We start from the raw sequence: 16,152 nt of genomic DNA, 5'->3' as shown, positions 1-16,152 counted from the left end.
GCCCCCCTCTGACACAAAAGTTTCACCGGGCACGGTGTGGGCGGAAAAATACTTTCAAGCGGCGTGACGGCGTGACGGGAGGCTCTTCAATGGCATCGATGTCATCGACGGGGGACAGAGCGGGCGGCGGGCCGACCCGTCGTCAAGTGGGGCGCGGGCTGACGGCGTTGGGAGGCGCACTGATCCTGGCGCCCCTGCCCGCGGCCTCGGCGGCGCCCGGCACGGCCGAGGGCGACGGAGCCGGCCACAGGCACCCGACCCTGCGCCACGGCTCCGCCGAACGCGCCGGTCTGTTCCCCGCTCCTCTGCGCCAACTCGTCACCGAAGCCGAGTCGTTCCTCGCCCCCTCCCCCAAGTACCCCTGGTACGCGGGTGCCGTCCTGCTCGCGGGCCGCGGCGGTACCGTCGCCCTGCACGAGCCGATCGGCAAGGCGGTGCGTTATTCGGCGTACGACGAGAAGACCGACACCGCCGTGGAGTTCCCCCCGGAGCAGCAGATCGCGATGGCCGAGGACACGGTCTTCGACCTGGCCTCGGTGTCCAAGCTGTTCACGTTGATCCTCGCCGTGCAGCAGATCGAGCGCGGCACGCTGGAGCTGGAGGCCAGGGTCGCCTCGTACCTCCCCGACTTCGGCGGCGCGGGCAAGCAGGACATCACGATCCGCCAACTGCTCACCCACACCTCGGGGTTCCGCGCCTGGATCCCGCTCTACAGCGCGCCGACGTACGAGGAGAAGCTTCAGCTCATCTGTAAGGAGGCGCCTCTCAACCCGCCGGGCACCAAGTACCTCTACTCGGACCTCAATCTGATCTCACTGCAACTGGTCCTGGAGAAGGTCACCGGCCGCGCCCTGGACGTCCTGCTCCGCACCGAGATCACCGCTCCGCTGGGCATGAAGCGCACCCGCTACAACCCGCCGCCCTCCTGGAAGCCGCGGATCGCCGCCACCGAGGACGCGCGCAAGCCGTGGTCGGGGCTCGACCGAGGGCTCGTGTGGGGCGAGGTGCACGACGAGAACGCGTACAGCCTGGGTGGTGTCGCGGGGCACGCCGGTGTCTTCTCCACCGCGTGGGACCTGGCGGTCCTCGGCCGGACGCTGCTCAACGGCGGGGTGTACGGCGGGGCGCGCATCCTGGAGCCGGAGTCCGTGGACCTGATGTTCACCGACTTCAACACGGCCTTCCCCGGCGACGAGCACGGTCTGGGCTTCGAGCTCTACCAGCACTGGTACATGGGCGCGATGGCCACTCCGCGCACCGCGGGCCACACGGGCTTCACGGGCACCTCGCTCGTCCTCGACCCGACGACCGACTCGTTCCTCGTCCTCCTCGGCAACTCCGTCCACCCCGTGCGCAGTTGGCGCTCCGGTTCGGCTCCCCGAGTCGCCGCCGCCAACCACCTGGCCCGCGCTGTTCCGGTCCGGCCCGCGCGGGGGCGTACGGCCTGGTTCTCCGGCATGGCGACCGCGGCCTCCGCGACGCTGACGCTGCCCGCGCTGGACGTGGGCGCCGGCGGGCGGCTGCGGTGCGCGCTGTGGTGGGACACCGAACCGCAGGCCGACACGCTCTTCCTGGAGTCGTCGGCGGACGGCGGGGAGACGTGGGAGGCGGTGCCGTTCACGACCGTCCGCGACGGGGAGGCTCCCGCCGGGCATCCGGCCGGGTCGGTGACCGGCTGGTCCGGCCGGGTGTGGCACCGGGTCGGCGCCGACCTTCCCGCTGCCGCGCGGCTCGTCCTGCGGTGGCGGTACACGACGGATCGGCTGTACGTGGGACGGGGCGCGTACGTGGATGCGCTACGGGTCGGTGACGCCGGGCGTGTCCTGTTCGACGACGGCCGTCCGGCGGACTCCGCGCGCATCGAGGCCGTGGGGTGGGTGGCGTCCTCGGGCTGAGGACCCGGCCCCCACGACCCGCAGCCGCAACCGCCGCGGGCCCTGCCGTAGCGGATGCGACTGCGGGCCGTGGGGGTGGCCCGCGCCGTTCCCCGCGCCCCGCAAGCGCCCGCCCACCGCCGGCCCTGCCCTAGCGCCGCGGAGGCTGCCCGCGCCCCTGAAGCGCCCCTACGGGGCTTCCAGTAGAGCCATGGCGGCGTTGTGGCCCGGTACCCCGCTCACGCCTCCGCCCCTCACCGCGCCCGCGCCGCAGAGGAGGATGTTGGGGTGGGCCGTCTCGACGCCCCAGCGGCCGGTCTCCTCCTGGGTGTGGGGGAAGGCGAGGTCGCGGTGGAAGATGTTGCCGCCGGGGAGCCGCAGATCGCGTTCCAGGTCGAGGGGGGTCTTCGCCTCGATGCACAGGCGGCCGTCCCCGTCGGTCGCCAGGCAGTCGACGATCGGTTCGACGAGGTGTGCGTCCAGTTGCGCGAGGGTCGACTTCAGCAGCTCGCGGCGTACGCCGTCGTTGTCCTGGGCGAAGAGGCGGGCCGGTGTGTGCAGCCCGAAGAGGGTGAGCGTGTGGTAGCCCTGCTGCACCAGGTCGGGACCCAGGATCGTGGGGTCGGTCAGCGAGTGGCAGTAGATCTCGGAGGGCGGTGCCTCGGGCAGCACACCGGACGAGGCCTGCGCGTGCGCGGTCGCCAGTTGCTCGTACCCCTCGGCGATGTGGAAGGTCCCGGCGAAGGCCTCGCGCGGGTCGACGGAGGTGTCGCGCAGCCGGGGCAGCCGCTTCAGCAGCATGTTGACCTTGAGCTGGGCACCCTCGGCGGGAGTGGGCGCTTCGTCGCCGGTCAGCCGCGCGAGTTCCTGCGGGGAGGCGTTGACGAGCACGTGCCGGGCAGCGACGGTTCCCTCGCCGTCGGCGGTCCGGTAGGTGACCTCGGCGGCGCGTCCGTCGGTCTCCACCCGCAGCACCTCGTGGCCGGTGGCGAGGACCGCGCCGGCGTTGCGCGCGGCGGTGGCCAGCGCGTGGGTGAGGGCGCCCATGCCGCCGACCGGGACGTCCCAGGCTCCGGTGCCGCCGCCGATCACGTGGTAGAGGAAGCAGCGGTTCTGCCGCAGGGTCGGGTCGTGGGCGTCGGCGAAGGTGCCGATGAGGGCGTCGGTGAGGACGACTCCACGGACGAGGTCGTCGGCGAAGGTGTCCTCGACGGCGATCCCGAGCGGCTCCTCGAAGAGGATGCGCCAGGCGTCCTCGTCGTCGATGCGGCGGCGCAGTTCGTCGCGGGTGGGGAGCGGTTCGGTGAGGGTGGGGAAGACCTTCTTGGCGAGGCGGCCGGTCATGCCGTAGAAGCGCTGCCAGGCCTGGTACTCGCTGCCCGAGCCGGTGAGCTTGGTGAAGGCCTCCCGGGTGCGCCGCTCGCCGCCCCCGACGAGCAGTCCGGCGGGCCGGCCGCCGCGCTCGGTGGGGGTGTACGAGGACACGTTGCGGCCGCGGACCCGGAAGTCGAGGCCCAGGTCCCGGACGATCTTCCGGGGCAGCAGACTGACCAGATAGGAGTAGCGCGACAGCCGGGCGTCGATCCCGGCGAACGGCCGCGTGGACACGGCGGCGCCACCGGTGTTGGCCAGCCGCTCCAGAACGAGCACGGACTTGCCGGCGCGGGCCAGGTAGGCGGCGGCGACCAGCCCGTTGTGCCCTCCGCCGACAATGACGACGTCGTGTTCCCGGTATCCCTCGTGAGCACCCATCCCCCTAGGTAACACGCAAAGATCCACACCGACCACCCCCACACGCACCCGGCGGGCACCCATATGAACCTATTGGCAGCACAGGGAACAGCACGCCCACCCCCACCCTCTGAGGGGCGCGAGGAACGGCGCGACCAGCCATGGCCGGCCCGCACCCAGAAGAACCGGCCCACCCCACCCTTAAGGGCGCGGGGAACTGCGCGACCAGACACGAACAGCCCGTACCCCCCAAACCCGCCCGGCCCCCACCCACCCAGGGGCGCGGGGAACTGCGCGACCAGCCCCCACCGGCCTGCACCCAAGAACGGCTGGGGGCCGAGGGGCGCAGCCCCCGTTCACCGAGAGGCAGCGCGGTACGTCAGTACGCCCCGGAAACCCCCTGCCGCAGTGCAGCGACTTGCCGATACAACGACGCCGCCTCCCCCGCCCGCCCCAACTGCTCCAGACAGTGCGCCTCGTCGTTCCGGCTGGCCAGCGCATCAGGGTGGTCGGCCCCGAGCACCCGCTCACGCGCCCCGGCCACCTGCCGGTACTCCGCGAGCGCGTCCCCCCACCGGCCGAGCCACCCGAGCCCGACGGCGACCTCGCGACGGCTCACCAGGGTGTCCGGGTGGTCGGGCCCGAGGATCCGCTCCCGGATGGCGCACACGTCACGGGACTCGGCGAGCGCCTCCTCCCACCGGCCGAGGCGCCCGAGGTTGACGCCGAGTCCGTGCCGGGCGCGCAGGGTCTCGGGATGGGCGGGCCCGTGCACCCGGGTCCGGTCGTCGATCAGCCCCCGGTACAGCTCCAGTGCCTGCGTGCTGTGTCCGAGCCTGCCGAGGCTGATGCCGACCTCGTAGCGGGCGGCGAGTGTGTCCGGATGGTCGGGCCCGAGGGCCTGCGCCCGTGCCCCGGCGATCTCCTGGTAGGTGCCCAGCGCCTCGGTCCACCGCCCCAACTGGCCGAGCGCGTAGGCGACTTCGTATCGGGTGACGAGCGTGTCGGGGTGGTTCGCGCCGAGCACCCGGGCGCGGGCCGCGGCGACCTCGCTCGCCATCCGGTACGAGTCGTCGAGGCGGCCGAGCCTGCTGAGGTTGAAGGCGAGGTTGTGGCGGCAGCGCAGGGTGTCCGGATGGTCGGGTCCCATGGCGCGTTCCCGGGTGCCGAGCACGTCCGTATAGACCTGGTGGGCCTCGAAGTGACGGCCCAACTGGCCCAGTACGTACGCCATTTCCTGGCGGGCGGCCAGGGTGTCGGGGTGCTCGGGGCCGAGCACGTGTTCCCTGGTGCGGGCCACATGTGTGTATTCGCGCAGCGCGTCGGCGGGGCGGCCCGTGCCGCTGAGGGTGAAGCCGACCTCGTAGCGGCTGGCCAGGGTGTCGGGGTGGTCGGGCCCCAGGGCGTGTTCGCGTTCGGCGGCGACGGCGCGGTGCACCTCGCCGGCCTCCGCCCAGCGGCTCAGCCGCCCGAGGCTCAGCCCCGCGTTGTGGCGGCCGGTGAGTGCGGCGAGCAACTCCGGTGCCGGGGTGGGCCGTTCGGCGGGCACCGGGTCCGGGGCACCGCGGGTGTCGGTGCGGGCTATCCAGTCGCCGGTGAGGCCCGCGGCGGCGTCCGGCGGTGTGGCGCGCAGTCCCGTGCCGGTCCCGGTCGCCTTGTGGCCGGTGGTCATGCCGCGGGTCCAGGACGGCAGGCGCGCCTCCCGGGAGACGGGCCGCTCGGCCACCTCGGCGCCACCCGCCCCTTCGGGACGCGCCGCCACCTCGGGGCGTCCCGCCACCTCGGGCCACTCCCGTACCTCGGGCCATCTCACCGCCTCGGGCCGCAGGGGCGCCGACACCATGGTCGGTACGTACGCCGGTGTGGTGCGGCCCGCGCCGATGCGGCGGCCCAGTTCGCGGGCGTCGTGCGGTCGCCGGCCGGGCTCCTTGGCCAGCAGGTCGAGGATGATCCGGTCGAGGAACTCGGGAAGTTCGGCCCGGTGGCTGCGCGGTGGCCGGGGCGCCGTGTCGCGGTGTCCGACGAGGACCGCCCACGCGTCGTCGAGGTCGAACGGCGGGGCGCCGGTGGCGATCTCGTACAGGACGCAGCCGAAGGAGTAGAGGTCGCTGCGCTGGTCGACCTCGGTGCCGCCGATCTGCTCGGGTGACATGTAGTGCGGGGTGCCCATGGCGATACCGGTGCCGGTGAGGCGTGAGGTGAAGCCGATGTCGTGGCCGAGGCGGGCGATGCCGAAGTCGCAGATCTTCACCGTGCCGTCGTCGAGCCGCATGATGTTGGCGGGCTTCAGATCGCGGTGCACGATGCCCTGCTGGTGGGTGTAGGCGAGGGCGGCGGCGACCTGTTCGGCGATGTCCACGATGTCGGCGACCGGCAGCGGATGCTGTCTGTTGTCCTCCAGGAGCTGGCTCAGATTGCGGCCGTCGAGCAGTTCCATCACCAGGTACAGGACGCCGTCGGACTCGCCGAAGTCGTGGACGACGGTCACGCCGCGGTGCTGGAGGGCTGCGGCCACCCGCGCCTCGCGCCGGAAGCGCTCCCGCAGTACACGCGTGAACGCGTTCTCGTGTTGATGGCCCAGCGGTTTGAGGCATTTCACGGCGACCTGTCTGCCCAGCGACTCGTCCCGCGCCCGCCACACCTCTCCCATGCCGCCTCGACCGATCAGGTCGAGCAATCGGTACCGGCCCTGGATGAGCCTGGTCTCCCCCATCTGCCCCGATCGCCCCCGTCGTCCGGACCCGCCCTCCCCTGGCCCGCCCAGTATGACGAGCTATGGTCCGACTTTGTACGGTGCGGGGCGCGAGCCGGGGCCGAGCCGTGACATGGCGCGGATAATGTGTTTGGGCGGCAGTTGCCAGCGCAGACGTGCGGGAACGCAGCGCAGTACGGTGCCTGTGAGGCGTAGCCGCAGGGTCACCTCCCGGGGCGACCGTACGGATCTTCCGTACAACTCATGGGCGTGGGGCGGCAGTGAGGCGTACGCGGTCTGCGCCACCCAGCGCCACAGCAGGGCCCGCGCCGGGATCAGCAGCGGGTGGACGGGCGGTCTGCGCAAAAAATCGTCGACGTCCCGTGCCTCCGGACCGGCGGCCAGTTCGGGGCGGACCTTGTCGAAATACGCGGCCAGTTCGCCCTGATCGGACGGTACGTCGGCGGGGTCGAGGCCCACCAGGCGTGCGCTGACGCGGTGTTCGTTGATGTACCGGTCGGCCTGCGCGTCCGTGAGCCGGAGGCCGGAGCGGCGCAGGACGTGCAGATAGGAGTCGATCTCGGCGCAGTGGACCCACAGCAGCAGCGCGGGTTCGTCGATGCCGTAGCGCTCCCCCGTGCCGGGGTCGGTCGCCGTGAGCATCGAGTGGATCTTCCGCACGCGCGCACCGGCCTTCTCGGCCGCCTCCTTCGTCCCGTACGTGGTGGTGCCGACGAAGCGGGCCGTCCGCATCAGCCGGCCCCAGGCGTCCTTGCGGAAGTCGGAGTTCTGCATGATGCCGCGCACCGCACGCGGGTGCAGTGCCTGGAGGTAGAGAGCGCGGACCCCGGCGACCCACATCATGGGGTCGCTGTGCAGCTGCCAGGTCACGGAGTCAGGACCGAACAGCCCCGGATCGCCTGTGTGCCCCACACCTGTGTGGTCGACATCCATGTATGCAACCGTAACGGCCCTTTCTGCTTATGGACACGCATATGGCGCGGGCACCGTCACGGTGATAGCCATGAGTGGACGTCACCGATCGGCACAAGCCGGTGGTACGAGCCGGCACTCCATACGAAGGGGGACGGCACATGCCGCGTCTCGCCCGTTCCGAGTGGTACGACCTGACCCGTGACATGAACTGGTCCCTGTCCTACGTCAAGGAGGAGGAGGTCTGGCCGGCCGAGCTCTCCAACGGCTTCGGGCTGCCGGCCGAGGCGTGGTGGGTGTGGGACGAGCCGTACAAGGTCACGTACCCGGAGTACGTGCACAACCAGTACGGCAAGGACGCCGGTGTCTACGCCGTCAACGCCGTCATCGGGCGGTCGAAGGTGTACGAGCAGCTGGATCCGGGGTGGAAGTCGGCGATCATCGCGCACTACGGCGTGATCGCGATCCCGGAGTATCTGGCGAGTCTCGCGGAGTCCCGGATGGGCCGGTTCGGGCGGGCGGCGGCGTGGCGGAACATGGCGACCTTCGGCACCCTCGACGAGATCCGCCACGGCCAGATCCAGACCTATTTCCCCTACGGGCTGCTGGCCAAGGAACCGCGGGCCGACTGGGCGCACAAGGCCCTGCACACGAACGAGTGGGGCGCGGTCGCCGCCCGCAGTCTGTTCGACGACATGTTCACCGCGAACGACGCGGTGTCCACGGCCGTCCAGCTGACCTTCACGTTCGAGACCGGGTTCACCAATCTGCAGTTCCTCGGGATGGCCGCGGACGCCATGAAGGTCGGGGACGTGGACTTCGGGGCGCTGATCTCCTCGATCCAGACCGACGAGGCCCGCCACTCCCAGCAGGGGGAACCGACCATCAAGCTGCTGGTGGAGCACGGCCGCAAGGATGTCGCCCAGCAGCTGGTGGACCACATGTTCTGGCGGTCGTGGCGGCTCTTCGCCCTGCTGACCGGCTTGTCGATGGACTACTACACACCGCTGGAGCACCGCGGGCACTCCTTCAAGGAGTTCATGCAGGAGTGGATCTGCAAGCAGTTCCTGGACCAGTTCCGCGACTTCGGCCTGGAGAAGCCCTGGTACTGGGACGAGCACTTCCTGCCCGAACTCGACTGGTACCACCACGCCCTGCAGCTCGGCATCTGGTACTGGCGCCCGACCGTGTGGTGGAACCCCGACGCTGGTGTCGCCCCCGAGGAGCGGGAGTGGCTCGAAGAGAAGTACCCGGGCTGGCACGACACCTTCGGCGGGAACTGGGACGTCATCGCCGCCAATCTGCGGGCGGGCCGTCCGGAGGCCACCCTGCCCGAGACGTTCCCCATGATCTGCAACCTGTGTCATGTCCCGGTGGTGGCTCCTGCCGGGTACCGGGCGGGCAGGCTCGCCAGTCCGCTGCCGAAGATCCTCGACCGGGGCGGGCGGCGGTACGTCTTCTGCTCCGCGCCCTGCCAGTGGGTCTTCGAACAGGCTCCCCAGCGGTTCCAGGGGCACACGACCGTCATCGACCGGTTCCTCGGCGGGCAGATCCAGCCGCCGACGATGGAGGGCGCGCTGGCCTACATGGGGCTGTCGCCCGAGGAGATGGGCCGGGACGCCACCGACTACGCCTGGGCGCATGCCGCACCGCACGACCGCACCGCCGCCCGCGGCTGACACCGGGGCCGACTGCTCGGACGACTCGGACGGAAGGGAAGGCTCGGCGATGGCGCTGTTTCCTCTGCAGGCCCTGTTCGAAGGGGACATGGTGGTGCTGCTGGTACCGGTGGACGACGGGGACCCGATGACCGTGGTCGCCGGCAAGGTGGCCCACCATGTGGTCGACCACCGTGTGGCGGCGCAGGACCGGCCGCTGCGGGTCCGGCACGACGGGCGGACGCTGCCCGACGACGCCACCGTGGTGAGCGCGGGTGTGCAGCCGCTGGACGTGGTCGTCGTGGGGTACGCGTCATGAGCGACACTCCGGTGCGGTGGTTCGACGTGCCGGAGGCCGAGGGGCTGTGGGAGGGCGATCTCGTCGAGGCCGAGGTCGCCGGGGAGCGGGTGCTCGTCGTGCACCACGTGGACGGGTCCTTCGCCGCCTACCAAGGGGTGTGCCCGCACCAGGAGTTCCCGCTGGCCTACGGCAAGTGGGACGAGGAGGAGAACATCCTGACCTGCGCCGGACACGGCTGGGAGTTCGACCTGGGGTCCGGCGCGGGCATCAACCCGGCCGGATGCCGGCTCTACCGGTACGCGATCCGGGCCACCGGGGCGGGCGCCGTACGGATCGGCGTCCCGCAGGACGGCGAGGCCCACCACAACAGCTCCCGAGAAGCGTGAGGACGAGACGATGACCGTATCCGGCACCAGTGCCGACAAGGGTGTGGGCCCCGTGATCCGAGGCATCGACGGCGACCTCGCGGAGGCGGTGGCCGCCGCGATCGAGCAGGACAATCCCGACGCCGAGGTGGCGGTCGACGATCAGGGCGGATACGTACGGATCAGCGTCCCCCGGCGGTGCGTGCTGACCCGCGCCAGCCTGGAGGAGGAACTGGGCCGGGCGTTCCGGCTGAGTGAACTGGAGCCCGCGCTGGCGGCGTTCGCCGGGCGCCTCAAGCAGACCGAGGAACAGTTGGTCTGGTACCTGGAGAGGCAGGACTGAGCCATGACCGGTGCAGCGAACAGGCGGCAGCGGAAGACCTGGAGCATGTTCGGTGACGTCCGGCGCAGGCCGACGCCGTACGAGGTGGTCACCGGCAAATTCCACTACCACTTCCGGCGCGATCCGGTCCCGTTCGAGCTGGACCCCGAGTGGGCCCTGAACAAGTGGTACCTCGCGCACCGGGAGGGGTCGCCCCTGCAGGTGGACGACTGGGAGCATTTCCGCGATCCCGCGAAGCTGACCTACCGCGACTATGTCGCGCTCCAGCACGACCGCGAGATCTACCTGGACGCCCTCGTCGACCGGTACGAGGAGAACGGCACCGCGGCAACGCAGGACCCCGGCTGGGTGGACACGTTACGGACGCTGTTCGTCCCCTTGCGCTTCCCGCTCCACGTCCTGCAGATGGTCGGCCTGTACGTCGGGCAGATGGCGCCCTCGTCGTACATCACCAACTGCGCGCACTTCCAGGCCGCCGACGAGATGCGCCGGATCCAGCGCATCGCCTACTGGACCAGGGTGCTGGCCGACGCGCACGGCGACGACCTGGCGCGGACCGCCACCGCCCGCCGGGCCTGGGAGGACGGCCCCGCCTGGCAGCCGCTGCGGCAGACCCTGGAACACCTCCTGATCGCGTACGACTGGGGTGAGGCCTTCGCCGGGCTCAACCTCGCGGTCAAACCCGCGGTGGACACCCTCGTCAACGAGATGTTCGGGCAGCTGGCCGAAGCCAACGGGGACCGTTTCCTCGCCGAGCTGTGCACCGAGTTCGGCAGGGACACCCGCCGCAGCCAGGACTGGACGCAGGCTCTGACGGGCTACGCGATCGAGCGGCGGCCGGAACTGGCCGGGGTGCTCGACGACTGGGTGACGACGTGGCGTCCCCGCGCCGACGAGAGCGTCGAAGGACTGGCGGCGCTGTTCGCCGGCGCGCCCCGGCCGCTCGCCGCCACCGACGTCACCGCGCGCGTCCGCGCGGTCCACGACGAATTCCTCGTCGGAACCTCCGTCTGACGACACGACGGCGCCGCCCACCGCCCCGCCCGTCGCCGTGCGGGGCGGCCAGGGTCGTGGACCGGCCCACACCGCGGCGACGAACCCGGCGCTGGACCTGGACACGATGCACCGCCTGGTGAACACGGACGGACGCGGTGGGATCGGCTAGGACCTGTCCGGTCGATCACGGCGAAGACGCGGGGTGTGGCACGCACATCTGCGGCGTTGTCGTCGGTTGCCGACGCTCCGCGTCGACGCCCTCCTCCGCCTTGCAGCTGCACGCACCACACCCCGCTCACCGGCGCCCACACGGCACCGCAGCTTCCCTTCGCCGTGATCGACCGGACAGGTCCTAGCGCCGCACCCTCGGCATGCCCAGGCCGATCCACGAGATGATCTCGCGCTGGATCTCGTTGTTGCCGCCGCCGAAGGTGAAGATGACGGCCGAGCGGTAGCCGCGCTCCAGGTCGCCGTGGAGGACCGCGCCCGCCGACCCCTCCTTGAGGACACCCGCGACGGCGACGACCTCCATGAGCCAGGCATACGCGTCACGGCGGGCCTCGGACCCGTACACCTTGACCGCGGAGGCGTCCTGCGGGGTGAGGGTGCCTTCCTGGACGGCGTTCACCATCTGCCAGTTGAGGAGTTTCATCGCGTCGAGCCTGATGTGGGTCCGGGCGAGGGTCCGGCGTACCCAGGGCAGGTCGGCGACCCGGCGGCCGTCGGCGAGTTTGGTCTCCATGGCCCAGCGCTGGACGTCGTGCAGGGCGCGGACGGCCATGGTGCCGTGGGCGGCGAGCGTGACGCGCTCGTGGTTGAGCTGGTTGGTGATCAGCCGCCAGCCCTTGTTCTCCTCGCCGACGCGGCGGGAGGCGGGGACGCGGATGTTCTCGTAGTAGCTGGCGGTGGTGTCGTGCGAGGCGAGGGTGTTGATGAGCGTGCAGGAGTAGCCGGGGTCGGAGGTCGGCACGAGGAGCATGGTGATGCCCTTGTGCGGCGGGGCGTCGGGGTCCGTGCGGACGGCGAGCCAGACCCAGTCCGCCGTGTCGCCGTTCGTCGTCCAGATCTTCTGCCCGTCGACGGTGTAGTGGCCGGTCCCGACGTCTCCCTCCCTGACGGCCTTCGTCCTCAACGCGGCCAGGTCCGTGCCCGCGTCGGGTTCGCTGTAGCCGATCGCGAAGTCGATCTCACCGGAGAGGATCTTCGGCAGGAAGTACGCCTTCTGCTCGTCCGTGCCGAACCTCATGATGGTCGGGCCGACCGTGTTCAGCGCCATCAGCGGCAGCGGTACGCCGGCCTGGGCGGCCTCGTCGAAGAAGATGAACTGCTCCATCGGCGTCAGACCGCGTCCGCCGTACTCCTTCGGCCAGCCGACGCCCAGCCAGCCGTCGGAGCCCAGCCGGCGGATGGTGTCACGGTAGAAGCGCTTCTGCGCGGCCGGGTCGTCGTAGCGGGCGTGCACGTCGTCCGGTACGAGTTCGGCGAAATAGGCGCGCAGTTCGGTGCGCAACCGCTGCTGCTCCGGCGTGTATTCGAGATGCACGGCGCCTCCCTGGTTCCCCGGCCCGCTGCCGCGGGCGCCCGGACCTGACGGCGCACACCGTAGAACGTGTTCCAGAAATAGGGAATGCCGGTGACAGGCCCGGGTGGGTCACCGCAGCTGGGTGAGGAATTCCGTACAGGCGCGGGCGCAGTCGCGGCAGGCCTGGGCGCTCTCCTCGGAGCCGGGACCGGAACCCGGGCCGGAGCCGGGGTCGAGGGCGAGGTCGAGGTCGAAGACCTGGGCCGTTTCGAGGCAGACGGTGCGGCACCACTCCACCTGGGAGCGCATCGCGTCCTCGGACTGGGTGACCTGCTCCGCCAGGAGACGGCAGGTCGCGTCGCAGACCTCCGTGCACAGCATGCCCTTGCGCCGGATCAGTTGCTGGCTCTCGGGACCGTCGATGTCGGCGAGGCTCGCACGCAGGGCACACGCCCTCGCGCACTCCGTGCAGGCCTGCGCACAGGCGAACCGGTCCTCAAGGAAGCGAACGAGTTCCTGAAGCTCCGTTACTGACACATGGTCCGGGTAGCCGGACGCCGCCGCGCCAAACCCGGCGAGAACAAGCGCGCCGCGAGTGACCGGGCATGTCCAGCGGGTCGGGCGTGCCGAAGTTATTGACGTGGTCACGACCGCGCTCTACGTTCTGACCGGCTCGCCGAACCCCGTTCGACATATCGACAGACCTCTCCCTCGGCAACCAACCCGGTGCGGGCGACCACTGATCCGCGACAACGTACGGATCGGCAGACAAGGAGGCCTCGTGCGCACTGCGGGCATGCTCACAGGGACAGCGCTGAGTGCCATGCTGACGGCGATGGCGACGGCGACCGCGGTTCCGGCGACGGCCGCACCGGCCACGCCGACCGCGGCGACCACATCGGCCGCGGCGACCATCGTGGTGGCGGTCGACGGGAACGACTCCGCCGCGGGCACCCTCGGACAACCGCTGCGGACCATCCAGCGGGCCGTCGACAGGGCGGGGCCGGGTGACGTCATCGCCGTGCGCGGCGGCACCTACGCCCTGACCGACAACATCACCGTCACCACCTCGGGAACGGCGTCGCAGCCGATCTCCCTGGGCGCTTACCAGGGCGAACGGGTCGTCATCGACGGCGAGCAACTGCCGGCCAGTCACACACCGGTCGGCGGCAGCATCCCGCGCGCCGAGCGGGGCGCCGTCCACCAGGAGGCCTCGTACTGGAAGGTCTCCGGTCTGGAGATCGTCAACGGGCCGTACGGCTACTACTGCGACGGCTGCAACAACAACGTGTTCTCCCGTCTCACCACGCACGACAACTACGAGTCCGGCTTCCAGCTCCAGGGCGCCTCGGCGGGCAACCAGATTCTGGACCTGGACAGTTACGGCAACCGCGACCCCCGCAAGAACGGCGAGAGCGCCGACGGACTGGCCGTCAAGGAGGGCAGCGGGACCGGCAACGTCGTGCGGGGCGCGCGGCTGTGGAACAACGTGGACGACGGTTACGACGCCTGGAAGTTCGCCTCGCCGGTCGTGGTGGAGAACACGATCGCGTACGGCAACGGCTACAACCGCTGGAACTTCCCCGACTTCGCGGGCGACGGCAACGGCTTCAAGCTGGGCGGCGGAAGTCCGGCCCCGGCGGTGGCCCACACACTGCGCAACTCGGTCGCGTACGGGAACGCGGCGCACGGCGTCACCGACAACGGAAATCCCGGCGCGCTCGCCCTGAGCCGCAACACGACGTTCCGCAACTCGGGCACGGGCTTCGACGCGGACGGCTCGGGCGGGACGGCTGTCCTCACCGGCAACCTCTCCGTCGTGGACTCCCGGGCCGCCGCCCTCGGCCCCACGACCACGTCCTCGGGCAACTCCTGGGACCTGGGCGGCACTTGGGGCGAGGCGTCGGTCGTGAGCACGGACACGGGCGCCGTCACCGGCCCGCGTGCGTCCGACGGCTCACTGCCCCCGGCGCGGGACTTCCTGGTCCCCCGGGACGGCACGCCGATCGGCGCCAGGTTCTGAACCAGCCGCCTGACCCGGCCGCCTGAACCAGCCCTACGAGCCAGTCACCCGAACCGCTGCACCCGAACCATCGACCCAACCGGCCCCACCAGCCTCATCGGCCCCACCGAGCCCAACCGCCCAGCGCACCACGAACGGCAGGCACGCGCCCATCTAGGAGAGCCGCACATGATCACGCCAGACAGACCCGCCGGATTCACCGGACCCGCCCTCACGCCGGACGCGACCGGTTCACCCCGCCCCTTCGCCCTCTCGCGCCGCACCCTGTTGCGGGCCATGGCCGCCGTACCGGTCTCGGCCCTCGCCGTGGGCGGGCTGCCGGGCCTGCTCGGTCCGGCCGCGGCGGCGGCCCCGCCCAGCGGTTCCGCCACCCGCTACACCATCGTGCCGTTCCTCAACAGCAACGACGGCACCGTGAACGTCTACCAGTCGGACGACGCGACGGACTTCCGGCTGCTCAAGGCCTCCGCGTACACCCCGCCGGCGAACCGGATCCGGGACGCCAGCATCTTCAAGCACACCGACGGCTACTACTACATCACCTACACCACCCACACCTGGCAGGACACCAGCACCACCATCGGCTTCGCCCGCAGCTCGGACCGGAGCAACTGGACGTTCCTGTACGACTACACGGTCCCCATCGCCAACCTGTCGCGCGCCTGGGCGCCGGAGTGGTTCGTCGACAGCGACGGCAGCGTGAACATCCTGGTGTCCTGCTCGACCACCAACGACGAGTGGATCTTCACCCCGTACCGACTGCGGGCCACCAACTCGGCTCTCACGGCGTGGAGTTCACCCGTCGCACTGTCCGGCATCGGCACCAACCACATCGACACGTTCGTGGTGCGGACCGGCTCGACGTACCACGCTTTCACGAAGAACGAGACGTCGAAGTACATCGAGTACGCCACGGCCGGCGCGCTCACCGGCCCGTACACCATCAGCCGGACCGGCAACTGGGCTGGCTGGGGCGGCACCCGTGAGGGCGCCGCGCTGATCCAGCTCGACAACGGCGCGTGGCGCATCTTCTTCGACGGGTACGGCGACGGCAGTTACTACTACAGCGACAGCTACGACAGCTTCGCCACCTGGAGCGCACCCCGGGCCCTGCCGGGCATCTCCGGTACCGCGCGCCACTTCACCGTGATCAAGGAGACGGTCTCCGGCGGGGTGAGTCTGCCGACGGGAGTGACCCGTTCGCTCCGGTCGGGCAACTACACCACCCGCTACTGGCAGGACCAGTCCGCCCTGCTCAACCTGCCCGTGGTGACCGCGTCCAGCACGGCCGCGGAGAAGCAGGCGGCCACGTTCACGATCGTGGCGGGTCTCGCCGACGGGAACGCCCACTCCTTCCGCAACGCGGCCGGCAACTACCTGCGGCACTGGGACTTCCGGGGCCGTTTCGACGCGAACGACGGCTCGTCCACGTTCGCCAGGGACGCCACGTTCATCGCCCGTACGGGCACCGCCAGTGGCTCGGTCCGGCTGGAGTCGTACAACTATCCCGGCTACTACCTGCGCCACTACAACTACCAGCTGCGCGTGGACGCACCGGACGGCACGGACCTCTTCCGACAGGACAGTTCGTTCGTGGCCACGACCGCCTGGGCCTAGAGACGGCCCGCAACCGGAGGCAACGCGGCGTCACAGACACACAGCGGCTTTCGGCCGGACACGCGTCCGGCGGCCGGGCGAACCTCCATGGGGGAAG

The 16,152-nt window shown here is 70.7% G+C and carries 13 protein-coding genes; 8 read left to right on the top strand and 5 right to left on the bottom strand.

The window, feature by feature from the left end:
- Window positions 1-89 precede the first annotated feature (89 nt).
- Window positions 90-1,895: a serine hydrolase domain-containing protein gene (locus ACZ60E_RS34125; RefSeq protein ID WP_469445519.1), complete on the top strand. Its 1,806-nt coding sequence runs from the start codon at window positions 90-92 to the stop codon at window positions 1,893-1,895.
- Between the two features lie 168 nt (window positions 1,896-2,063).
- Here ACZ60E_RS34125 and ACZ60E_RS34120 read toward each other — a convergent pair whose 3' ends face one another.
- From ACZ60E_RS34120 to ACZ60E_RS34110, 3 genes are all read right to left on the bottom strand, one after another.
- On the bottom strand, window positions 2,064-3,626 hold the full coding sequence (locus tag ACZ60E_RS34120; RefSeq protein WP_453791641.1) for a phytoene desaturase family protein: 1,563 nt from the start codon (window positions 3,624-3,626) through the stop codon (window positions 2,064-2,066).
- A gap of 358 nt (window positions 3,627-3,984) precedes the next feature.
- Window positions 3,985-6,318 (bottom strand): serine/threonine-protein kinase, encoded by a 2,334-nt coding sequence (locus tag ACZ60E_RS34115; RefSeq protein ID WP_469445518.1) that lies wholly within the window; start codon window positions 6,316-6,318, stop codon window positions 3,985-3,987.
- 60 nt (window positions 6,319-6,378) lie between these two features.
- Complete coding sequence (locus tag ACZ60E_RS34110) at window positions 6,379-7,251, bottom strand: oxygenase MpaB family protein (protein WP_469445516.1); 873 nt, start codon at window positions 7,249-7,251, stop codon at window positions 6,379-6,381.
- A gap of 140 nt (window positions 7,252-7,391) precedes the next feature.
- Between ACZ60E_RS34110 and ACZ60E_RS34105 the strand changes: the two genes are divergently transcribed.
- From ACZ60E_RS34105 to ACZ60E_RS34085, 5 genes are read left to right on the top strand one after another with little or no spacing between them, the layout of a single operon-like run.
- Complete coding sequence (locus ACZ60E_RS34105; protein WP_469445514.1) at window positions 7,392-8,909, top strand: ferritin family protein; 1,518 nt, start codon at window positions 7,392-7,394, stop codon at window positions 8,907-8,909.
- 49 nt (window positions 8,910-8,958) lie between these two features.
- Window positions 8,959-9,207, top strand: a complete 249-nt coding sequence (locus ACZ60E_RS34100; RefSeq protein WP_469445512.1) for a toluene-4-monooxygenase system B family protein — start codon at window positions 8,959-8,961, stop codon at window positions 9,205-9,207.
- Window positions 9,204-9,575 (top strand): Rieske 2Fe-2S domain-containing protein, encoded by a 372-nt coding sequence (locus ACZ60E_RS34095; protein WP_384813299.1) that lies wholly within the window; start codon window positions 9,204-9,206, stop codon window positions 9,573-9,575. Before ACZ60E_RS34100 ends, ACZ60E_RS34095 begins: the two co-directional genes overlap by 4 nt.
- A gap of 10 nt (window positions 9,576-9,585) precedes the next feature.
- Window positions 9,586-9,897 carry an MmoB/DmpM family protein gene (locus ACZ60E_RS34090; protein WP_384813302.1) on the top strand — a complete coding sequence of 104 codons (312 nt, stop codon included), beginning with the start codon at window positions 9,586-9,588 and terminating at the stop codon, window positions 9,895-9,897.
- A gap of 3 nt (window positions 9,898-9,900) precedes the next feature.
- The gene (locus ACZ60E_RS34085; RefSeq protein WP_469445510.1) at window positions 9,901-10,911 is read left to right on the top strand and encodes a ferritin family protein; all 1,011 of its coding nucleotides are present in this window, start codon (window positions 9,901-9,903) and stop codon (window positions 10,909-10,911) included.
- Window positions 10,912-11,245: 334 nt separating this feature from the next.
- Here the strand turns inward: ACZ60E_RS34085 and ACZ60E_RS34080 are convergent, their stop codons facing one another.
- Window positions 11,246-12,436, bottom strand: a complete 1,191-nt coding sequence (locus tag ACZ60E_RS34080) for an acyl-CoA dehydrogenase family protein (protein ID WP_469445509.1) — start codon at window positions 12,434-12,436, stop codon at window positions 11,246-11,248.
- 108 nt (window positions 12,437-12,544) lie between these two features.
- On the bottom strand, window positions 12,545-12,952 hold the full coding sequence (locus ACZ60E_RS34075) for a four-helix bundle copper-binding protein (protein ID WP_469445508.1): 408 nt from the start codon (window positions 12,950-12,952) through the stop codon (window positions 12,545-12,547).
- A 244-nt stretch (window positions 12,953-13,196) separates the two neighbouring features.
- On the opposite strand from ACZ60E_RS34075, the gene ACZ60E_RS34070 reads away from it, so the two are divergent.
- Together ACZ60E_RS34070 and ACZ60E_RS34065 are read left to right on the top strand one after the other, a co-directional pair.
- The gene (locus ACZ60E_RS34070; RefSeq protein ID WP_469445507.1) at window positions 13,197-14,438 is read left to right on the top strand and encodes a right-handed parallel beta-helix repeat-containing protein; all 1,242 of its coding nucleotides are present in this window, start codon (window positions 13,197-13,199) and stop codon (window positions 14,436-14,438) included.
- Window positions 14,439-14,714: 276 nt separating this feature from the next.
- Window positions 14,715-16,055 (top strand): AbfB domain-containing protein, encoded by a 1,341-nt coding sequence (locus ACZ60E_RS34065; protein WP_469445775.1) that lies wholly within the window; start codon window positions 14,715-14,717, stop codon window positions 16,053-16,055.
- The last annotated feature ends 97 nt before the right edge of the window (window positions 16,056-16,152 follow it).

The sequence above is a fragment of the Streptomyces sp. NPDC102514 genome, from assembly GCF_055584525.1.
This window is presented reverse-complemented; position numbering and strand designations above follow the sequence as displayed.